Origin of the sequence: Streptomyces sp. MK37H, assembly GCF_018035285.1 — a bacterium.
In the GTDB taxonomy this organism is placed as follows: Bacteria; Actinomycetota; Actinomycetes; order Streptomycetales; family Streptomycetaceae; genus Streptomyces; species Streptomyces endocoffeicus.
Map to the genome: position 1 here is coordinate 1 of NZ_JAAAYH010000145.1, position 19,355 is coordinate 19,355.

At 72.7% G+C, this 19,355-nt stretch carries 12 protein-coding genes and 1 pseudogene; 6 read left to right on the forward strand and 7 right to left on the reverse strand.

Going from position 1 to position 19,355, the window contains the following annotated elements; genetic code table 11:
• Positions 1-1,197, forward strand: a pseudogene (locus GWI24_RS21015) (D-alanyl-D-alanine carboxypeptidase); the annotation flags it as partial.
• 200 nt (positions 1,198-1,397) lie between these two features.
• Positions 1,398-3,299 carry an MFS transporter gene (locus GWI24_RS21020; RefSeq protein WP_210947464.1) on the forward strand — a complete coding sequence of 634 codons (1,902 nt, stop codon included), beginning with the start codon at positions 1,398-1,400 and terminating at the stop codon, positions 3,297-3,299.
• Positions 3,300-3,363: 64 nt separating this feature from the next.
• On the opposite strand, the gene GWI24_RS21025 is transcribed toward GWI24_RS21020, so the two are convergent.
• The 5 genes from GWI24_RS21025 to GWI24_RS46295 are packed head-to-tail and all read right to left on the reverse strand — an operon-like array spanning position 3,364 to position 11,199.
• Positions 3,364-4,650 carry an ABC transporter substrate-binding protein gene (locus GWI24_RS21025; protein WP_210947465.1) on the reverse strand — a complete coding sequence of 429 codons (1,287 nt, stop codon included), beginning with the start codon at positions 4,648-4,650 and terminating at the stop codon, positions 3,364-3,366.
• Positions 4,647-5,579: a hypothetical protein gene (locus GWI24_RS21030; protein WP_210947466.1), complete on the reverse strand. Its 933-nt coding sequence runs from the start codon at positions 5,577-5,579 to the stop codon at positions 4,647-4,649. Before GWI24_RS21030 ends, GWI24_RS21025 begins: the two co-directional genes overlap by 4 nt.
• A complete protein-coding gene (locus GWI24_RS21035; RefSeq protein ID WP_210947467.1) occupies positions 5,576-7,069 on the reverse strand; it encodes a VWA domain-containing protein in 1,494 nt (497 codons plus the stop codon). The genes GWI24_RS21030 and GWI24_RS21035 overlap by 4 nt, the downstream gene beginning before the upstream one ends.
• A gap of 12 nt (positions 7,070-7,081) precedes the next feature.
• The gene (locus GWI24_RS21040; RefSeq protein ID WP_247616666.1) at positions 7,082-9,499 is read right to left on the reverse strand and encodes a serine/threonine-protein kinase; all 2,418 of its coding nucleotides are present in this window, start codon (positions 9,497-9,499) and stop codon (positions 7,082-7,084) included.
• Positions 9,496-11,199 (reverse strand): serine protease, encoded by a 1,704-nt coding sequence (locus GWI24_RS46295; protein WP_210947468.1) that lies wholly within the window; start codon positions 11,197-11,199, stop codon positions 9,496-9,498. Before GWI24_RS46295 ends, GWI24_RS21040 begins: the two co-directional genes overlap by 4 nt.
• Before the next feature lie 445 nt (positions 11,200-11,644).
• Here GWI24_RS46295 and GWI24_RS21050 point away from each other — a divergent pair, with 445 nt between their 5' ends.
• Complete coding sequence (locus GWI24_RS21050) at positions 11,645-12,397, forward strand: IPT/TIG domain-containing protein (protein WP_210947469.1); 753 nt, start codon at positions 11,645-11,647, stop codon at positions 12,395-12,397.
• A gap of 6 nt (positions 12,398-12,403) precedes the next feature.
• A complete protein-coding gene (locus tag GWI24_RS21055; RefSeq protein ID WP_374103324.1) occupies positions 12,404-13,999 on the forward strand; it encodes an IPT/TIG domain-containing protein in 1,596 nt (531 codons plus the stop codon).
• Here GWI24_RS21055 and otr(A) read toward each other — a convergent pair.
• Complete coding sequence (otr(A), locus tag GWI24_RS21060) at positions 13,996-15,972, reverse strand: tetracycline resistance ribosomal protection protein Otr(A) (protein ID WP_210947471.1); 1,977 nt, start codon at positions 15,970-15,972, stop codon at positions 13,996-13,998. The genes GWI24_RS21055 and otr(A) overlap by 4 nt on opposite strands.
• A 287-nt stretch (positions 15,973-16,259) precedes the next feature.
• Between otr(A) and GWI24_RS21065 the strand changes: the two genes are divergently transcribed.
• Complete coding sequence (locus GWI24_RS21065) at positions 16,260-17,726, forward strand: glycoside hydrolase (protein ID WP_210947472.1); 1,467 nt, start codon at positions 16,260-16,262, stop codon at positions 17,724-17,726.
• A 20-nt stretch (positions 17,727-17,746) separates the two neighbouring features.
• On the opposite strand, the gene GWI24_RS21070 is transcribed toward GWI24_RS21065, so the two are convergent.
• Positions 17,747-18,355 carry a TetR family transcriptional regulator gene (locus tag GWI24_RS21070; RefSeq protein WP_247616667.1) on the reverse strand — a complete coding sequence of 203 codons (609 nt, stop codon included), beginning with the start codon at positions 18,353-18,355 and terminating at the stop codon, positions 17,747-17,749.
• A gap of 135 nt (positions 18,356-18,490) precedes the next feature.
• Between GWI24_RS21070 and GWI24_RS21075 the strand changes: the two genes are divergently transcribed.
• Positions 18,491-19,318: an NAD(P)H-binding protein gene (locus GWI24_RS21075; RefSeq protein WP_210947473.1), complete on the forward strand. Its 828-nt coding sequence runs from the start codon at positions 18,491-18,493 to the stop codon at positions 19,316-19,318.
• The last annotated feature ends 37 nt before the right edge of the window (positions 19,319-19,355 follow it).

Below are 19,355 nucleotides of genomic sequence, written 5' to 3' on the forward strand. Positions count from 1 at the left end.
ATCTGGACGCCGCTGGCCGTGCTGCTGGTGATCATCCTGGGCGTCGTCCAGGCGCTGCGGCCGCTGCCGGATCCATCGCTGAAGCTCACCTCGGACGCCTCCTACCGCTTCGGCGGCGGCGCGCTCTCGATGCCGTGGCCCGACCAGGGGCAGTCGGCCGCCGAGGTCGAGGGCGTCGGCAGCCTGGGCACCTCCGGGGAGCAGAAGCCCGTGCCGATCGCCAGCGTCACCAAGGTCATGACGGCCTATGTGGTGCTCAAGGACCATCCGCTGAAGGGCGACGCGGAGGGTCCGAAGATCAAGATCGACGCGCAGGCGGCCGAGGAGGCGAAGTCCGCCGACGAGTCGCGGGCGGAGGTCAAGGAGGGGCAGAGCTTCACCCAGCACCAGCTGCTCCAGCTGCTGCTGATCAACTCCAGCAACAACATCGCCCGGCTGCTCGCCCGCTGGGACGCCGGATCGCTCGACGCGTTCGTGAAGAAGATGAACGACGCCGCCGAGAGCCTGGGGATGAAGCACACCACCTACACCGACCCCAGCGGTCTGAAGGAGTCCACCAAGTCCACCGCGGCCGACCAGCTGAAACTGGCGAAGGCGGCGATGCAGTCCGATGCGTTCCGGGCGGTCGTGGCCACGCCCAACACCGATATCCCGGGGCTCGAGGACCGCATCTACAACAACAACAATCTGCTGGTGAAGCCGGGGGTGATCGGCATCAAGACCGGTTCGTCCACCCCGGCCGGCGGTGCGCTGATGTGGGGCGCCGTCCGGACGATCGACGGCAAGAAGCAGCGGATCCTCGGTGTGGTCCTCGAGCAGCGCGCGACCACCACGCTGGACGCCAGCCTCCAGCTCGCGCAGACCAACAGCTACAAGCTGATCACCGCCGCGCAGGACGCCCTCACCTCGGCCACCGTCATCAAGAAGGGCGATGTCGTCGGCCAGGTCGACGACGGCCTCGGCGGCACCACGCCGGTAGTCGCCACCAAGGATCTGAAGGCGGTCGGCTGGTCCGGTCTGACGGTCGACATCAAGATCGGCGACGGCGGTAAGAAGGTGCCGCACTCGGCCAAGGCGGGCACGGTCGTCGGCGAGGTGACCGTGGGCACGGGCCCCGGGCAGCTCAAGGCGCCGGTGGCCCTTCAGGATGATCTGTCCGAGCCGTCGTTCGGCGCGAAACTGACCCGTATCGGCTGACCCACGCGGGAAGTGGGACAGAGGGGACGAGAGGAAGCGGCCCCGGCGCGAAACGCCGCCGGGGCCCGAGCCGGATCGGGGCCGCCCGAGCGTGCTAGCGTCGATGGGTCCCCGGCCTGGACCCACCGCGGAACCGGAGTGATCCGGCGCGGGGTTGAGGACGATGGGGCAGACCTCGGGGGAAGACGGGGAGAGCCGCAGTGACCACCGTGGAGCCGACACGGGCCGATGAAGGCGGGGGCTCGGAGGAGAGCACCGCCGCACGAATACGCGTACCCACGCAGCGCTGGCCGGCCGGGCCGGCCGGCCCGGCGGAGGCGGAGCGCGAGAGCCGCCAGGCCACTTCGAGCGGGCTGCTCCAGCGCGCCCGGACGGCGGCCCTGCGCCATCCGGTTCTGGCCGCCCTGGCCGCCGCCGCGCTGCTGCATCTGGTGTGGGTGGCGCTGCTCGCGAACAGCGGCGGTGACCTCGCCGCGCAGGACGCCTGGGCGGAGTTCGCCCTCCAGCACCCGGACCTGGCGTACAACCTGGCCTGGTACGGCGGGATGCACCCGGTCTCGTACAGCGTCATCTCGCCATATCTGATGGCGGTCCTCGGGGTCCGCTCGACGATGATGGTCGCGGGGACGCTGTCCGCCGGGCTGCTCGCGCTGCTGCTGGTGCGCAGCCGTGCCGTACGGCGGCCGTTGTGGCCCGCCATGTACGGCGCGTTCGCGCTGACCTGCAACGCCATCTCGGGCCGGGTGACCTTCGGGCTCGGCGCGATGTTCGGGCTCGCGGCCGTCGCCGTGATCTTCGCCTGGCCCCGGCGGTGGCGCTCCCGGCACTGGCACCACAGGACCGGACGGTTCGTCCTGGCCGCCGTGCTGTCGGCGCTGGCGACCATGTCCAGTCCGGTGGCCGGTCTGTTCGTGGGCGTCGTGGCCGCCGGGCTGTGGCTGACCAGGCGGCGCCCCGCCGCGTACGCGCTCGGGATCACCCCGGCCGTGGTGGTCGGCCTGTCGGCGTGGCTGTTCCCGTTCTCCGGTGAGCAGCCGATGGGCATCGGGTCGGTGATCCTGCCGTTCATCACTGGTGCCGCCACGCTGATGTGTGTGCCGCGCACCTGGTCGACGGTGCGGGTCGGGGCCGGGCTCTACTGCCTGGGAGTGGTGCTCACCTGGGCGATCCCCTCCCAGATCGGCACCAATATCTCCCGGCTCGGCATGGTCTTCGGCGGTGTGGTGCTGATCGCCGCGCTGCCCGCGGTGCGCAAGCCACCGCGCGCCGAGCTGCGCACGACGCGCGCGGGCCGCCGTTGGACCGTTCTGGTGCTGGCGCTCGCGACCGTCACCGTGTGGCAGGGGGTCAAGACCGTCGACGACGTGATCCACACCGCCCCCTCGGCGTCCTGGGCCCGTGAGCTGGCGCCGCTGGTCGACCGGCTCAAGCGGGAGAAGGCCGACCGGGGCCGGGTCGAGGTGGTTCCGGTGCGCAGCCACCGCGAGTCCTCCGCGCTCGCCCCGTACGTCAATCTGGCGCGCGGCTGGAACCGCCAGCGCGACCTGGACCGGAACCCGATCTTCTACGGCGAGGACACCCTCACCCCGGTCAGTTACCACGAATGGCTCAAGCGCTGGGCGGTGCACTATGTGGTGCTGCCCGCGGACGACCCGGACACCGCGGCGGAGAAGGAGTCCGAGCTGCTCGGCACCGAGCTGCCGTATCTGCGCCAGGTCTGGTCGGACGAGAACTGGAAGCTGTACGAGGTCAAGGACCCGACGCAGATCGCCGACCCGCCCGCCACCGTGCGGCGCGCGGGCGCCGACCAGCTGGTGCTGTCGGTCCGCGCCAAGGGTCCGGTGCTCATCCGCATCCCGTACTCGCCGTGGTTGGGTCTGGTGGACAAGGACGGGCACAGCGTCCGCGCCCCGAAGGGGGAGGACGACCGGCTGCCCATCAACCGCGAGGGCTGCCTCACCAAGCAGATCGAGGGCGGGGAAGAGGGCCAGCCGGAGGACGAGTGGACCGTGCTGCACGCCCCCCGGCCCGGCATCTACCGCATAACGGGCAAGTACCAGCTGCCGCGCGGCACGCCCTGCCCGGACGAGATGGCTCCCTGAGCCCGCTCGGCGGCAGACCGGTCTCCTGGCCCGGTCAGCGGCTGACCCGGTTTCCTGAGCCCGGTCAGCCGCAGACCGTCGACAGCCAGGGCTGGTCGGGGGTGTCGCGGAGGCTCTGGCGGATTCTCTCCAGGCTGCGCAGCAGCCCGTCCGGCGGCTTGCTGGTGTCGCTGAGGTAGGCCAGCGCGGCGCGCTGGAAGGCCACCCGCATCCGCGTGGGCATGGCGTCGGAGGCGTCCAGGCACAGCGAGACCGAGTCCCGGAGCGTCTTCGCGATGCTCCGGCCCACGGCGTCGTCGCCCTGGGCGTCCAACTGGACGTCGCTGTTGGCGAAGAACGGGTGGGTGCTGCTGTCGGCGGTCTTCTCGCCCCATGCCCGCTGGGCGTCGGCCGAGATCAGATAGCGCATCAGCTCCTGCGCCTGCGGGGTGTCGCGGAACATCGCGGCGAAGTCGCCGGACACCTCCCGGGCGGTGGATCGCCGGTCGGTGCCGGGGAGGAGCCCGGGGGAGAAGGCGAAGGCCGCCTTGGCGGGGTCGGGGTAGCCGCCACGGATGAACGACCCCTGGTGCTCCAGCGCGCACGGCGGGTTCGTGCCGAACAGCTTCGTGCCCGCCTCGCGGAAGTCCATGATCAGCGCGGTGCGCGCGGTGTCCTTGCCGAAGAGCGAGCCCCAGCTCTGCCAGGCCCGCTCCACCCGGGGGTCCGTCCACGGCAGCCCGCCGGTGGCCCAGTCCTGGTAGACGGATCGGCCCTGCTGTTGGAGGAGCAGATCCTCGATCCAGTCGGTGCCGGGCCAGCCGGAGGCCGCGTCGTCGCCCATTCCGACGCACCACTGGCGGCCGTCGGCGGCGAGGGCGGGCAGGGTACCCGGGCGGCGGTCGCGGTCGTACCACACGATGCTCTTCAGATCGGCCTTGACCGCGATCCCGTACACCGGCCCGTCGGCGCTCAGCCGGGGCGTCCACAGCTTTCCGTAGGCCGTGGCCTCCCGGCTCGGGATCACTCCGTCCAGCGGGGTCAGCTGGCGTTGGCGGGCGTACGCGGCCAGCTCGCCCGTGCTGGGCAGCACGGCGATGTCGGGCGGGGTCCCGGAGGCCACCTCCGAGGACAGCACCTCGCGCAGCGCGGTGGTGCCCTGATAGTCCACATGGATCCCGGTGCGCCGGGTGAATGTGTCCAGCAGGCCCCGGAACGCCTTGCCCTCGTCGCGGGTCCATGACGCGAGCACGCTGACACTGCCGCGCGACTGCCAGCCACTCGTATCGCCCGCGCCCACGACACACAGCAGCACCATCCACAGCCCGAGGACCGTGGCCGTGGCGTGCCCGGACCGCTTCGCCGCGCTCATCGGGACTGGAACCGGTACTCGTCGATACGCGGCTGCAGACCGACCAGGACCAGGGCGGCCAGTACGGCGCCGCCCACGGGTATCCAGCCGACCGCACCGGCCTGCCAATGCGCGTTCCGCATCGTCCTCGCGACCTCCCTGGCGGTGGGGCCGCCGGTGCGGCCGATGTCCGATTGGGTCAGGCTGGCCCGGGCCGACTCCAGCCGGTCCTGGGTCTGGTACGTGAACACCGCCAGCGGCAGCAGGGCGACGAGCAGCGCGGTGGCCGCCGCCAGCCAGGGGTTGACCAGTCGCCGGAAGCGGTGCCGCAGAAAGCGCTGGGTGTGGACGAGCAGCGCCGCCAGCGTGAGGAACAGCCCCGGCACCAGCAGCCACCAGGCGAACGCCAGCAGCCAGCCGAACGAGGTCTGGTCGTCGAGCACGCCGAACTGCCGCTGCTGCACCGCCTTCAGACGGTCGAGGACGCCGCTGTGGTCGTGCCGCAGGATGGAGTCGGCGTACCGCAGGTAGGCATCCCTGAGCGTCGGGTTCTCGCGGTTCGCGTACGCCTGCTCGACGGTGTCGCCGTAGGACGTCACCAGCGCCGCCGAGGTGCGCAGGGCGCCGCGCGCCGACTCGCCCCCGATGGTGCTCTTGGACACCTGGGTCAGGCTCTGCTTGGCCGTCGACAGCTTGTCGCGGTATTCCTCGCTGAGCCCCTCGAACTCCGCGGTGGGGCTGGAGACGCTGCGCCGGGCCTCGTCGTAGGAGGCGTTCAGCGCGTCGATCGCGGCGGCCACCTGCAGTATCGCCGGGGTGGACCGGTCGGTCACCGCCTTGGAGTTGCGGCTGACGCCGTAGTACGCGGCCAGCAGCGCGGCCACGGCCACCGCCGTGACCACGAGCAGGGCGATCAGCCGGCGCACCAGGAAGGCCCGGGTGGCGCTCATAGCGCGCCGTCCGCTTGACCCGCTTGACCCGATTCGCCGTTCAGGGGGGCGTTGCACTGCTGGCAGAACCCGGCGGTGGCGGGCGACCGGCGCCCGCAGGCCGGGCAGCGGACATCCGCGGCGGGCGGCGCGGCGGGCTCCGGGCGCTCCAGCCCCATGAAGGGGGCGCTCTCCTCCGACACGACGATCACCGAGTTGAGGTCCAGCGGCCGGATGGGCTCGCGGATCCGCACCTCGCCGGTGGCGGCGTCGACGATGTGGACCAGCCCGCTCAGCCGGGCCAGCATCTTCTCGCTGCCCAGCTGATGGGCCAGCTGGACGGCGCGCCCCCACTGGCGGCGGGCCCGCTCCCGGTCACCCGCCTCGTACGCGTCACAGCCCGAGGTGATCGCGTGACCCAGCTCGGAGTCGGCGTCGTAGTGGGCCAGCCGGGGGTCGATACGGGACGACAGCAGCACATCGTCCGTCCACTGGACCAGCACCGACTCCGGCTCGGGCAGCGGCAGCGCGGTGTCGCCCTCCACCGCCAGCTCCACGGCGGCGAGCTCCACGTCCTCGCCCATCGGATCGCGCCGCGGATCGGCGAGCACGGACACCTGGTACTCGCGGGTCTCGTCGCCCCACGCCCTGGTGGTCCACTCCCAGGTGCGCTCATCGGGGCGGACGCCCTCGTCGGTGAGGTCAGCCCGGGTGGGGTGCACCTGCTTGACGAAGCCGACCCGGCTGCCCGCCCGGGTGCGGATCCGGATCCGCACCCCGGCCAGCGCCTTGGCCATCGAGGCGGAGACCATCTCCTCGAACTCGGCGGCCAGCGTGGAGTCCTTCAGGACCGCGTCGGCCCGGCCGTGCAGCCGGTGGGCGATCCGCTTCAGCTCGGTGGCGTCCCAGCCGTCGCCGATCCCGCGCGCGTCACAGGTGAAATGCGGGGCGCAGGCGTCCAGCACCTGGTCCAGATAGCCGGGCGGGTCGTGTTCGTTGCGGCCGTCGGTGAGCAGCAGGGTGTGCCGGATCGTGGCGGGCTGCCGCAGATGCAGCCGCCGGGCGAGGTCCAGCCAGGAGCCGATCGCGGTGCCCCCGACCGCGGGCAGCCGGGCCGCCACCCGGGCGGCGGCGGCCTTGGTGTCCGGCCCCGCCACCGCCATGCCGCCGGTGAACGGATAGACCACCTGGGCCTGTTCGGTGCCCTCGACGATCGCGAAGCGGGTGCCGTCGCGCAGTATGCCGACCGCGGTGGCGGTGGCCCGGCGCGCCGCCGCGATCTTCGTCGGCGGCCAGCTCATCGACATCGAGCAGTCGATGACGATGACCTCCGAAGTGGCGGTACGGGCCGCCGCCGGGCCCAGGCCGTGGGCCCGCACGCTGACGATGGCGTGCATCTCGGTGCGGCCCGCGGAGGCGGGCAGGTACTTGTTCTGGTGCACCCGCAGGGTGAGGGCCGGGCCCCCGTCCGCGCCCCCTGGGCCGAACTGCCTTCTGCGGTCCTCGCTCATCTGATCCCCCTGTCAGACGCGGGTCATGGGCCTGATGGCATTCGCGCGGTCGATCAGCACCCCGAGCGCCTCGGGGCTGTCCGCCTGCCGGGCCAGCCGGCGCAGGGTCAGCTCCAATTCCGCGCGCAGCGCGCTTTCGTTCTCCCACTCCCCATACACCAGTGACCGGGGTTCGGTTCCCCTCCGGGGCGCTTCAGTCGCCAGAACGGCGCGCCCCTTCCGTACCCAGCGCCTTGAACGGACGTGCTCAGCGGGCTCAACCAGCCGCTCCCCGGCAGCGGACCGCCGCTCCGCCCAGTCCAGCGTCACCTCCAGCGACTCCGCCGTCAGCCGGTCGCGGGCCGGGCCGGACTCGCGCCCCTCGTCCAGATACAGCCGCGGCAGCCTCGTGCGCACCTCCGCCAGGTCCTCGGCCGTCGGCAGGGCGTCGGGGTGGCCCAGCCGCCCCGACAGCACCCGCACTATGGCGATCCGCGCGGCGTCGTAGTGGCGGGAGACCTTCGGCACTCCGCCGAGGATCTCCACCGCGCCGCCCCGGTCGCCCGCCGCGAGCCGGAGCCGGGCCAGCCCGAAGGCGGCGCTGCCCTGCGAGCGGTTGCGCTGCCACACCGCCTCGTAGAACCGCTTGGCGGCCTCGTGGTCGCCCAGGTGCTCGGCGCAGTAGCCGAGCGCCAGCTTGGGCGCGTACTCCCCGGGCAGGGCGCTGTAGACCTCGTCGAACTCGCGCCGGGCGTCGGCCACCGCGCCGTCCGCGAGCCGCAGCAGGGCGCGGTGCCAGGACAGCCGCCAGTCGTACGGGGCGGCGGAGCCGATCAGCTCCACGGCGATCGCCAACTCTTCGGCCGCCGCGTCCCGTTCGCCCAGCTCCAGACAGGCGCGGCAGACGCGCAGCCGGATCTCGGCGGAGGGGCGGGGGAAGGCGCGCAACTGCTCGATCAGCCGCCGCGGCCCGCTGTCGGTGGGGACGCCCAGCAGCGCCGCGCCGGGATCCGCCGCGTCCGGGAACGGCACCGGCAGCCCGAGCGGCACCCGCTCCGGCCGGGGCAGCCCGGACGCCAGCAGCGGGCGCGGCTCCCCGTCCAGCCAGCGCTCCAGGGCCGGGATCCGGCCCAGCGAGGAGTCCAGCAGCGCCGACGTGGGGGCGAAGAGCGTGGACGGCTCGGGCTGCTCCCGGCTGAGCCGCAGCGAGTGGATCTCCCGCAGCACGCCCCACAGTTGCTCGGACATCTCCGCGGCCGATCCGAACCGCCGCTCCGGGTCGGCCGCGGTGGCGCGGGCCAGCACCCGGCGGTAGGACTCGGCGCCCAGCCCCGGCGGCCGCTGGGCCTGTCGGGTGGCCTTGTCCGAGAGCTCCTCGAGCGTCCTGCCGACCCCGAAGAGGTCATGGCGCTGGGTGAGCGCGGAGGCGCCCCGGGCCAGCACCTCGGGGGCGGCGAACGCCTCGGTGATCACCGGCGGCCCGCCGTCCCGCTGGCCCAGCCGCCGTACCGCGCCGAGGTCGATCACCTTGACCCGGTCCTCGTGGTGCATCACATTGCTCGGTTTGAGATCGCAGTACAGCAGCTTCTCGCCGTGCAGATAGCCCAGCGCGCGCAGCACCAGACAGCCGTAGGCCAGGATGTGCTCGTACAGCCGCGGCCCGTCGTACGGCTTCACCGCGTCCGCGATGTGGTCCTTGATCTGGGCGAGGGTCATCCCGCCGACGAACTCCATCACGATGTAGCCCGTCAGCGCCCCGTCGTCGCGGGGGTCGGGCTGGGTCACGTAGTTGATGATCCGGACGATGCCGGGGTGGTCGAGCATGGTCAGATAGCGGCGCTCCTCGACCGCCACCCGCAGGGCCGCCTCGTCCTCGTTGTTGATCAGGCCCTTGATGGCCACGGGCTGGTCGTCCAGCTGGGTGTCCTCGGCGAGATAGACCCAGCCGAGCCCGCCGTACCCGACGCAGCCGATCACCCGGTACTGATCGCCCAGCAGATCGCCGGGGCTCAGCCGCGGGGTGAAGTCGAACGGATGGCGGCAGCGCGGGCAGTAGCCCCGGGAGAGCGCGGGCTGTCCGGCGTAGGGCGCGCCCACCATCTCGCCGCACCCCTCCCAGCCGCAGGTCTGGCCGCGCGACGGGGGATGCGGATCGTCCATCACCAGATCGCGCAGCGAGGGCAGTTCGACGCGGGGCAGGTCCAGCAGGCCCTCGCCGGCCGGCCGCACCGTGAACTTCCGCGCCACATCGCGGCGGCGGGCACGGGCCGTGGTCGCGGTGGACTCGGAGGCCAAAGGGGTAGCGGGCTCAGCGCGCGGGGGAGGGGGAGAAGGGGCGGCGGGCAGGGGCCCGCGGCCGCACTCCGAGCAGAACCCCCGGGCGTTGATCCGGCCCAGGCCCTCGCCGCGGCAGTCCGGGCGATTGCAGTCCGGGCGATTGCCGTCCGTCATGGCGCCTCCCCCTCCGGCGGTGTGTGCACGGCGGCCACGAACCGGTCGACGGCCCGGCGGGCCTCCGGCAGATCACAGGGCACCTCGGCCAGCAGCCGCACCGCGGCGCGGTGCAGCGGAATCAGCTCGGCCCGCTCGGACTCGGCCTTGGTCCCGAGCATCGCCGTGTACGACACCAGCTGCCACTTCAGCTCCTGGACCGCCGGCTGCTGGGCGTCGATCACCCGCAGCGTCTCCTCGGCCCGCTCGGCGACCGCCCGCACCGAGTGCTCGAACGCGGCCAGCTTGGCGACGATGCGGTGGGAGCGCAGCTCGGGGTCGGAGCGCAGCCGGGTCAGATTGATCCGCAGGGCCGTGGCGTCCTCGGCGTCCGATAAGGACGAGCGGCGCGCCCCGCGCCCGGCCGTCTCGTGCTCGCGGTCGGCGGCGAGCGCCACCCGCCCGGCGAGCTCGTCCAGCCAGGCGTCGATCCGGGCCGCCTCGGGGCGGAACAGCCGCTCGGCCAGTCGCAGTCCGCTCGAGCGGGGGTCGCGGAAGACCAGCAGCAGGCGGCTGCCCCGGTCGGCGAGCAGCTTCATGAAGCCGACCAGCGCCTCGGGGTCGCGGGCACGGTCCACGCCGACGGCCACGATGGTGAGCGGCACGGCGTTGGCCCGGACCCGGCTGAGCGGGGAGGTGTCGCCGGGCGAGCGCAGATCCATCCGGTCCGCGACCCGCAGCGCGACCTCGGTGTCGGTGCGCTTGGTGACGTCGATGGCCAGGTCCACGCTGCCCAGCGGCGGTACGGTGCCGTGCGGCGCGGCCGAGACCGCCTCGTCGGGGCCGCCGCCCGACAGCTCGCGGTCGGCGAGCGTGATGGCGCGGCTCAGCGCCTCGTACCGCGCGTGGTCGTCGTCCTCGATGACCACGGTCTCCACGTCCGTGATGCCCGGGCGCCCGGTCAGGGGCTCCCGGCGCAGCCATACGGCGAGCCGCTGGGCGAAGCCGATGTCCTGGACGCCGGTGGTCAGCGGGGAGACCAGCGGCCGGTCCACCCCGGGGTCCCCGCGCACCCAGCGGTGGACCACCGGCAGATGGCGGACGATCGTCTCGACCGGGATCATGTAGGAGACGCTGAGGCGCTCGGCGGAGGGGATGTCGACCGGGTCGTCGTACCGGCTGACGACCATGCCGATGACATGCCGGGTCGCCTCGTCCTCCACCCCGGCGCCGCTGAAGCCCTTACGGACCACATCCCTGGGCGACTTGGGGTCAAGGCCCACCCACTCCGCCCGGGGGCCGACCCGCCCGGCGGTCTTCGCGCGCAGATAGTGGCCGTTGTCGAGCCCCTTGGGGAAGCCGCCCATCCACACCGGCCGGCCGAGCACCGGCGGCAGCCGGTAGAGCGGCGCGGCGTGCTCGGCGGGCTGCGGCCGGCCCAGCCGCAGCAGCGCCACATCGCCGCAGCCGTCGGAGCGCTGGGGCACCCAGCAGCCGTCGGCGACGCGCGCGGGGACGGGCTGGGCCTCGTGCACCTCGACCAGCTCGACCAGCACCTCGGTGGCGGGAACCGGGAGCCCGTCGTCGGGGATCACATGGGCGCATGTCAGCACAGTCTCGCTGCCCAGAAGGATTCCGGCGCCCAGGACGTCACCGGCCGAACTACGGATCCTCACCCGCCATGTGCCCCCGTTGGAGGTCGCATCGGCGGTAATGCCCATTTCCGCCCCCATGTGGCAAGAGCATACGCCCGAGAGGTACGGAAGTGACCCGTCCGTCCGATGGGTCACGGGAACGAGTGAGGGGCGGGGCCCGGGGCCGCAGAGGGGCGTGCCAGGGCGGTACGGGGCGGGACGGCAGGCCCGGCGCATCCGGTGCCCTGCCCCGCCAGCCCGCACGCCCGGCCGAACGGGTGACGTAGCGTCACTCTCCTTGTGGCGGGCTACGTCGGATGGATTACTGAAAATGTGCGGTGGAACCCCCCGTCGATTCTTTCGGCGCTGGGGACGCCGCGTCCTCGCCGGAGCCGGGCGCCAGGCGTACCGCGAGGAGGACCGGGCGGGTGCCCCAAAGCCCGCGGTCGCGCACCGGACTTCCGTGAGCGCGAGCGGGTCCAGCCCGCCCGGTCCCGTCCACGCCCCGCCCTCACCCAGGAGGCAATGCGCCATGCCCATCTCACCCAGCCAGGGGTCGTCCGCCGGCGGACAGACCGTCAACATCACCGGCAGCAACCTCGCTGGTGCCACGGCCGTGCACTTCGGCAGCAATCTGGCCACCATCACCGCCAACGACGCCACCTCCGTGACGGTCACCACGCCGTCCGGCAACGGGGTGGTGCCGGTGACCGTGACCACGCCCGGCGGCACCAGCAATCCGCTGAACTTCTTCTACGTCGGCGCGCCCTTCAAGTCCGGGCTGAGCAGCACCGCCGGACCGCTCGTGGGCGGCAACACCATCACCATCACCGGCACCGGGCTGTCGACCGCCAACGCCGTGCACTTCGGCGCCAACACCGCGACGCCCACCGTCGTCTCCGACAGCCAGATCACCGCGGCCGTACCGGCCGGTGCAGCGGCCGGGTCGGTCGGGGTGAGCGTCACCACCGCGGGCGGCACCAACAACGGCTTCTCCTACACCTACGTGGACGTGCCGACGGTCATCGGCTTCACGCCTGCCTCGGGCCCGCCCTCCGGCGGCACCGCGGTGACCATCACCGGCACCAACCTGTCCACCACCCAGTCGGTGACCTTCGGCGGCATCGCGGCGCCGTTCACCGTCATCAGCGACACCTCCGTGTCCGCGGTGTCGCCGCCCACGTCGGACGGGGCGCCCGGCCCCGCCGGCATCGCGGTCACCACCCTGGCCGGCAGCGCCACTGCCCCGACCTCGTTCCAGTACGTGGCCGGTCCGGGCATCTGATCACCCGTGGGACGACCCGCTAGAAGGAGAAGCACCTTGAGTACCCCTCAAGCCAGAGGTACAGGCAACGGACCCTCGACGGCCGTGGCGTCCCCTCCTGTGATCAGTTCCGTGAGCCCCGCCGCCGGTTCGCCCGGCGGCGGGACCCCGGTCACCCTCACCGGGAGCAACTTCACCCAGGCCACGGTGGTCCGCTTCGGCCCGAACTTCGCCTTGTCGTACACCGTGGTCTCCGCCACGCAGATCACGGCGGTGGCGCCGCCGGGCAGCGGCACCGTGCAGATCACGGTGACCACGCCGGGTGGGACGAGCAACGGGGTGGCGTTCGGCTATGCCGCCGCCCCCACCCTCACCGGCATCTCGCCCGCCACGGGTCCCGCCGCCGGCGGTACGACGGTCACCCTGACCGGCACCAATCTCCTCGGCGCGACGGCGGTCAGCTTCGGTTCGACGCCCGCCTCGTCGTTCACGGTGGTGTCCGCGACGCAGATCACGGCGGTGGCCCCGCCGGGGGCCGCCGGGCCGGTGCAGATCACCGTGACGGGGCCGGGCGGCACCAGCAATGGGGTGGCGTACAGCTATGTGGTGGTGGCGGTGCCGGTGCTGGCGTCTGTCTCTCCGGGGCAGGGGCCGGTTGGTGGCGGCAATACCGTCACGCTGATGGGGAGCGGCTTTACGGGTGCGACGGCGGTGCGTTTCGGTTCGACGCCCGCCTCGTCGTTCACGGTGGTGTCCGCGACGCAGATCACGGCGGTGGCCCCGGCGGGGAGTGGCACGGTGCAGGTCACGGTGACGGGGCCGGGTGGTACGAGCAGTGGGGTGGCGTACAGCTATGTGGCGGTGGCGGTGCCGGTGCTGGCGTCCGTCTCTCCGGGGCAGGGGCCGGTTGGTGGCGGGAACACGGTGACGCTCATCGGTAGCGGCCTTACGGGCGTCACGGCGGTCACCTTCGGTTCCACGCCCGCCCTGTCGTTCACCGTGGTCTCGGCCACCCAGATCACCGCGGTGGCCCCGCCGGGGGCCGCCGGGCCGGTGCAGATCACCGTGACGGGGCCGGGCGGCACCAGCAATGGGGTCACGTACTTCTACGTCGGCGTCCCCACTCTCACCGGCGCCTCACCCGCCCAGGGCCCCACCTCCGGCGGTACGACCGTCACGCTCACCGGCACCAATCTCCTCGGCGCGACGGCGGTCAGGTTCGGGGCCGTCAACGCGACCTCCTTCACGGTGGTGTCGGCCACGCAGATCACGGCCGTGGCGCCGCCCGGCGTCACCACCGTGCAGATCACCGTGACCGGGCCGGGCGGCACCAGCAACGGCGTCCCGTACACCTATGTCCCCACGCCCGTCCTCACCGGCCTGTCGCCGACCCAGGGGCCGCTCGACGCCGGGACCACGGTCACGCTCTTCGGCAGCGGTCTCACCACCACCGGCTCGGTGCTCTTCAGCTCCACGCCCGCCTCCTTCACCGTCGTCTCCGACACCTGGGTCACCGCCATCGCCCCGTCCGGGCCCGCCGGGCCGGTGAACGTGCGGGTCATCACGCCCGGCGGCAGCAGCAACAGCGTCGTCTACACCCGTGTGGGGCCGCCCGGGATCTAGGAGCCGAGGCCCGGGACCACCGCCCCGGCGCGCAGCGGCCGGTCGGCGCACGGCCGGGACCACCACACGCCCTCGCCGTGCGTCAGCCGAGGCAGGAGCCGTTCGAAACCGTGCACCCGGCGGGCCGGGATCTCGCCCCGCAGCAGCCACCCCGTGGCACCGTCCACGCTCTCGCCGATGTCCGCCTCGGCGGCGGCGAGGTGGGCGGTGACCGCGGCGAGCGTCTCGGCCGGAAGCTCCAGCTCGAAGGCGTGGTACGGCTCGTAGATCCGCCACCCCGCCCGGTCCAGGGCCTCCCCGAGCACTACCGGGGTGAGGTCGCGGAAGTCGGCCGCGGTGCTCACCGGGCCGCTGAACCCGGAGCGGACGAGAACGACCCGGCAGTCGGTCACCGAGCGGCCACGGGGCCCGTGGAACAGCGTCTCGTACGCGGTCTCCTCGATCGCGTTGTGGAACGCGCGGGGCAGCGCGCCCAGTTCGGTCTCATAGCCGAAGACCACCCCGGCGCCGCGCTCGGTGGGCTCGACGCGCAGCCCGACGGTCGCCCACGGCCCGGTGTGGCCGACCCGGGCGATCTCGCGGGCGGCCTCGCCGACCCCCGAGGGGCGCTCGACCAGTACGGGACGGCTCGGTTCGAAGTCCGCCTCGATGCCGTAGTCCTGGACCAGCGTGGCCGCGATGATCTCCTTCTGCACCTCCCCGTACAGCAGCACCGAGGTGGCCCCGCCCGGCATCGCCCGCGCGTGGATCAGCGGATCCTGGTCGGCCAGGTCGAGCAGTGCGGTGTGCAGCCGGGACGCGGCGGCGGCGCCGGGCTCGCGGGCGCGGACGAGGGTCTGGAGGCTGGGCGCGGCGAAGTGCCGCCGGTCCGAGGGGGCGTCGTGGACGGGCCCGAGCCGGTCGCCGACCCGGACTCCGGGCAGGCCCTTGATCCTCGCGATGTTCCCGGCGGTCAGTGGCCCCCGCGCGGCCCCCGCGGCTCCGATGACCTCCAGCGCGGTGATCTGCCCGGTGTGCTCGGTCAGGGCGCCGCCGGGCTCGCGGCGGTGCAGGGCCACCCGCTGCCGCAGCGTCACCTCGCCGGAGAACAGCCGCAGATAGGCCGTACGGCCACCACGGCCACTACGTGCGCCGCTTCCGCCGCTTCCGCCGCTTCCGCCGCGCTCCACGGCGAAGACCGTGCCGCGCGGCTCCGCGCCGCCCGGCGCGGGCGGCACCAGCCGTGCCACCCCCTCGACCAGCGGCCCGACACCCTGGCCGCTGAGCGCCGAGCCGAAGAAGACCGGATGCACCAGCCCCTCCGCCGTACGGGCCGCGAGCGCCGCCCCCACCTCCTCGGCCGAGGGCAGCGGACCGTCCACGACCCGCGCGAGCATCGCGTCATCGGTCTCGGCCAGCACCTCGGCCGCCTCGGCGCGCACCCCCGGATCGTCCAGGGAGCGCGGCCGGACGCGGGCGTTCCGCGTGCCCAGGTCCCGTACCGACGTCAGCGGAACGAGATGCGGCGCCAGGGCGCGCCGGATGTCGGCGAGCAGTCCCTCGTCGCGGGCGCCCGCACGGTCGATCTTGTTGATGAAGAGCAGCACCGGGAGCCGCAGCCGCCGCAGGGTCTTCATCAGCACCCTGGTCTGCGCCTGGACGCCCTCGACGGCGGACAGCACGAGTACCGCGCCGTCGAGCACCCCGAGGGCGCGCTCGACCTCGGCGATGAAGTCGGAGTGGCCGGGGGTGTCGATCAGGTTGATCTGGGTGTCCCCGGCGGTGAGGGACGCAACCGCGGTCCGCACGGTGATACCGCGCTGCCGCTCGATCTCGCCGGTGTCGGTCTGGGTGTCCCCGGTGTCGACGCTGCCGAGCCGGTCGATCACCCCGGCGTCGTAGAGCAGCCGCTCGGTCAGGCTGGTCTTACCGGCGTCGACATGGGCGAGCACACCGATGTTGAGGGTCCGTGAGACCCGTGGAGAGCTGGGCATGGATGCTGAGGTCCTCGAAAACGGTCGTCCGGTGGGGGCGCTGAGTCGTTCCGAGGAATCGGCGCATCGGTTGCTCCTGCTCGTAGACGTGAGGTCGCGGACATCCTGGACACGGGGGAGGGCGAAGGCAACCGAATTTCGGGCGGCCCGTCACCGCGTACCCCTCGGCTCGCCCTGTGGGAAGCACGGTCGGCTCGTAGAAAGCGCTGTCACGCCTCTCGACAACGCCCGCCGCTGCCCCGACTCTTCGTAAGCGACGGGGACCGGAGCGGCGGAGGGGACTGACGATGCGGCGCAGAACGCTTCTGGCGGCGGCGGGCACCACCGTGCTCGGCACCGCGCTCACGACGGGCACCGCCTGGGCCGACGAGACCATCGGCGTCGACCCCGGCACCGACCACGGGGCCTGGGAGGGCTGGGGCACCTCGCTCGCCTGGTGGGCCAATCTCTTCGGGCAGCGGGACGACTTCGCCGATCTCTTCTTCACCACCAGGTCGGTGGGCTACGACGGCCGATCGCTGCCCGGTCTCGGGCTGAACATCGCCCGCTACAACCTCGGCGGCTGCGCCTGGACCAGCGTGGGCGGCGAGTCCATGGCGGCCTCGCCCAACATCCCCCGGTTCAAGCAGATCGAGGGTTACTGGCACGACTGGAACAGCGAGGACCCGGCCTCCGCGGCCTGGCACTGGAACGCCGACGCGGTCCAGCGGGCGGCGCTGGCCAAGGCGGTCCAGCGGGGCGCCGTCAGCGAGCTGTTCTCCAACTCGCCCATGTGGTGGATGTGTCTCAACCACAACCCGTCGGGCGCGGCGGACGGCGGCAACAACCTCCAGTCCTGGAACTACCGCCAGTTCGCGCTCTACCTCGCCACCACCGCCCGCTACGCCCAGGACCACTGGGGCGTCCGCTTCGCCACGGTCGAGGCGTTCAACGAGCCGTCGTCGGCGTGGTGGAAGGCGGACGGCACCCAGGAGGGCTGCCACATCGACGCGGCGGTCCAGCGGACCGTCCTCGGCCACCTCCGCACCGAACTCGACGCGCGCGGCCTGACCGGCACCCGGATCTCGGCGTCGGACGAGACCAGCTACGACCTGGCCCGCACCACCTGGGGTTCGTTCGACACCGCCACCCGCGCCCTGGTCGACCAGGTCAACGTCCACGGCTACCAGGGCTCGGGCGGCCGCCGCGATCTGCTGTACCTGGATGTGCGCGCGGCGGGCAAGAAGCTGTGGAACTCCGAGACCGGCGACAAGGACGGCACCGGCCTCACCCTGGCCACCAACCTCTGCCTGGACTTCCGCTGGCTGCACCCCACCGCGTGGTCCTACTGGCAAGTGATGGATCCCAGCGCGGGCTGGGCGCTGATCCACTACGACCCGGACACCGCCCAGCCCGGCGCCGTGCAGACCAAGTACTACGTGCTCGCGCAGTTCACCCGCCATATCCGCCCCGGGATGCGGATTCTGGAGACCGGCTCGGACCACGCGGTCGCCGCCTACGACCCGGGGGCGCGGCGGCTCGTGCTCGTCGCCGTCAACCCCGGTGCCGCGCAGACGCTCACCTTCGATCTGTCCCGCTTCGGCCAGGTCACCGGGGGCACGGGCGGGCTGGTGCCACGCTGGTCCACCCAGACCTCGGGCACCGGCGATCTGTACGCCGCGCGCCGGGACACGGCGCTCGACGGCAAGCGGCTGAGCGTTCCGTTCGCCGAGAAGTCGGTGCAGACGTTCCAGATCGACGGGGTGACCGAGTGAGCCGACGGTAGGGCGTGCGGTTACGCGGCGAGGTGGCGGATGACCCGGCGCAGCTGCTCCTCCCACCGCTCCCGGAACTCCGGCGAGTCCGGCTCGATGCCGAAGATCTGGCGGACGGCGTGCGGCATGGTGGCCGGTGCGGAGACCATGGCGTAGCACATCAGCAGCACGGCGGCCGGGTCGAGGTCGTCCGCCAGCTCGCCCGCCGCCTGCCGGCGCCGCATGTCGGACAGGTCCTCGCGCGGCTCGTCCCCCACCTCGCCGGTCAGCGCCTGCCAGATGGCCAGCCGGATGCCGCGGGGGTCGTCGAACGCCTCCCGGAGGTAGCGGGCGACCAGCTCCTCGAAGGGGACCGCGGGGTCGTTGAAGGTCGCCTCGTGCCGCAGCCACTCGCGGCCCAGCTCCCGGTAGAGGCCCTCCTTGCCGCCGAAGTAGTAGGTGATCAGCTGCTTGTTGAGGCCCGCGCGGTCCGCGATGTCCTGGACGCGCGCCCCCGCGAACCCCTTCTCGGAGAACTCGTCCATGGCCGCCTCCAGCAGCAGCCGCCGGGAGCGCTCCGGGCACTGCTTGCGCTCCTCGGGCGTGGGGGCGCGGCGGGGCCTCTTGGGCGTCCCCTGCATCGTCGTCATCTCCTCTTCTCTCGGCCCGGACAGGCTAGCCGGGGTACCCGCCATGCTCTCATCTATCTGTTTGACAACGTCATCCGTTTGGATGAACCTGGCTGCGGTTACGTACGGATCGCATGACAGGCAAGGAGATTGATCATGTTCGTGGTGACCGGAGCCACCGGAAACGTCGGCAGCCATGTGGTGAAGCACCTGGCCGACGCGGGCGCCGAGGTGCTCGCGCTCACCCGCGACCCCGAGGCGGCCCGGCTGCCGGAGGGCGTGCGGGCGGCCCGCACCGATGAGCTGCCCCTGGACGGTGCCACGGCGCTGTTCCTCAACCCCGCGGTGGTCTGGCAGGTCGGGTCCGAGAAGGTCCTCGAGCGGGCCAAGGAGAGCGGGGTACGGCGGATCGTGATGCTCTCCTCGTCCTCCGTCCTGGACGATGTCGATCCGCAGCGGAACCCGATCGGCGCCCGCCACCGCGCGCTGGAGGACGAGGTCGAGCGCACGGGGCTGGAGTGGACCTTCGTCCGCCCGGGCGGCTTCGCCGCGAACACGCTGCAGTGGGTGGACCAGATCAAGGCCGGGGACGTGGTTTACGGGCCGTACGCCGGGGCGCAGATGGCACTCATCCACGAGGCCGACATGGGCGCGGTCTCCGCCCGTGCCCTGCTCACCGACGACCTGGTCGGCAAGGCCCCCGAGCTGACCGGACCCGAGTCGCTGAGCTTCGCCGACCAGGTGCGCGTCATCGGTGAGGTCATCGGGCGGCCGCTGCGGTACGAGGAGATCCCGCCCGAGGCGGCGCGGGAGCGGATGGTCGGCGGGTTCCTCACGCCGGACATGGCGGACTCCCTGCTGCGCGTCTTCGCGGAGTTGGTGGACCGGCCGCAGGCGATCTCGCCCGAGGTGGAGCGCATCACGGGGCGCCCCGGGCGGACGTTCGCCCAGTGGGTGGAGGACCACGTGGCCGCCTTCCGCTGAGGCGCTGCCGCGCCGGGACCCGACCGCGCGCACCGGG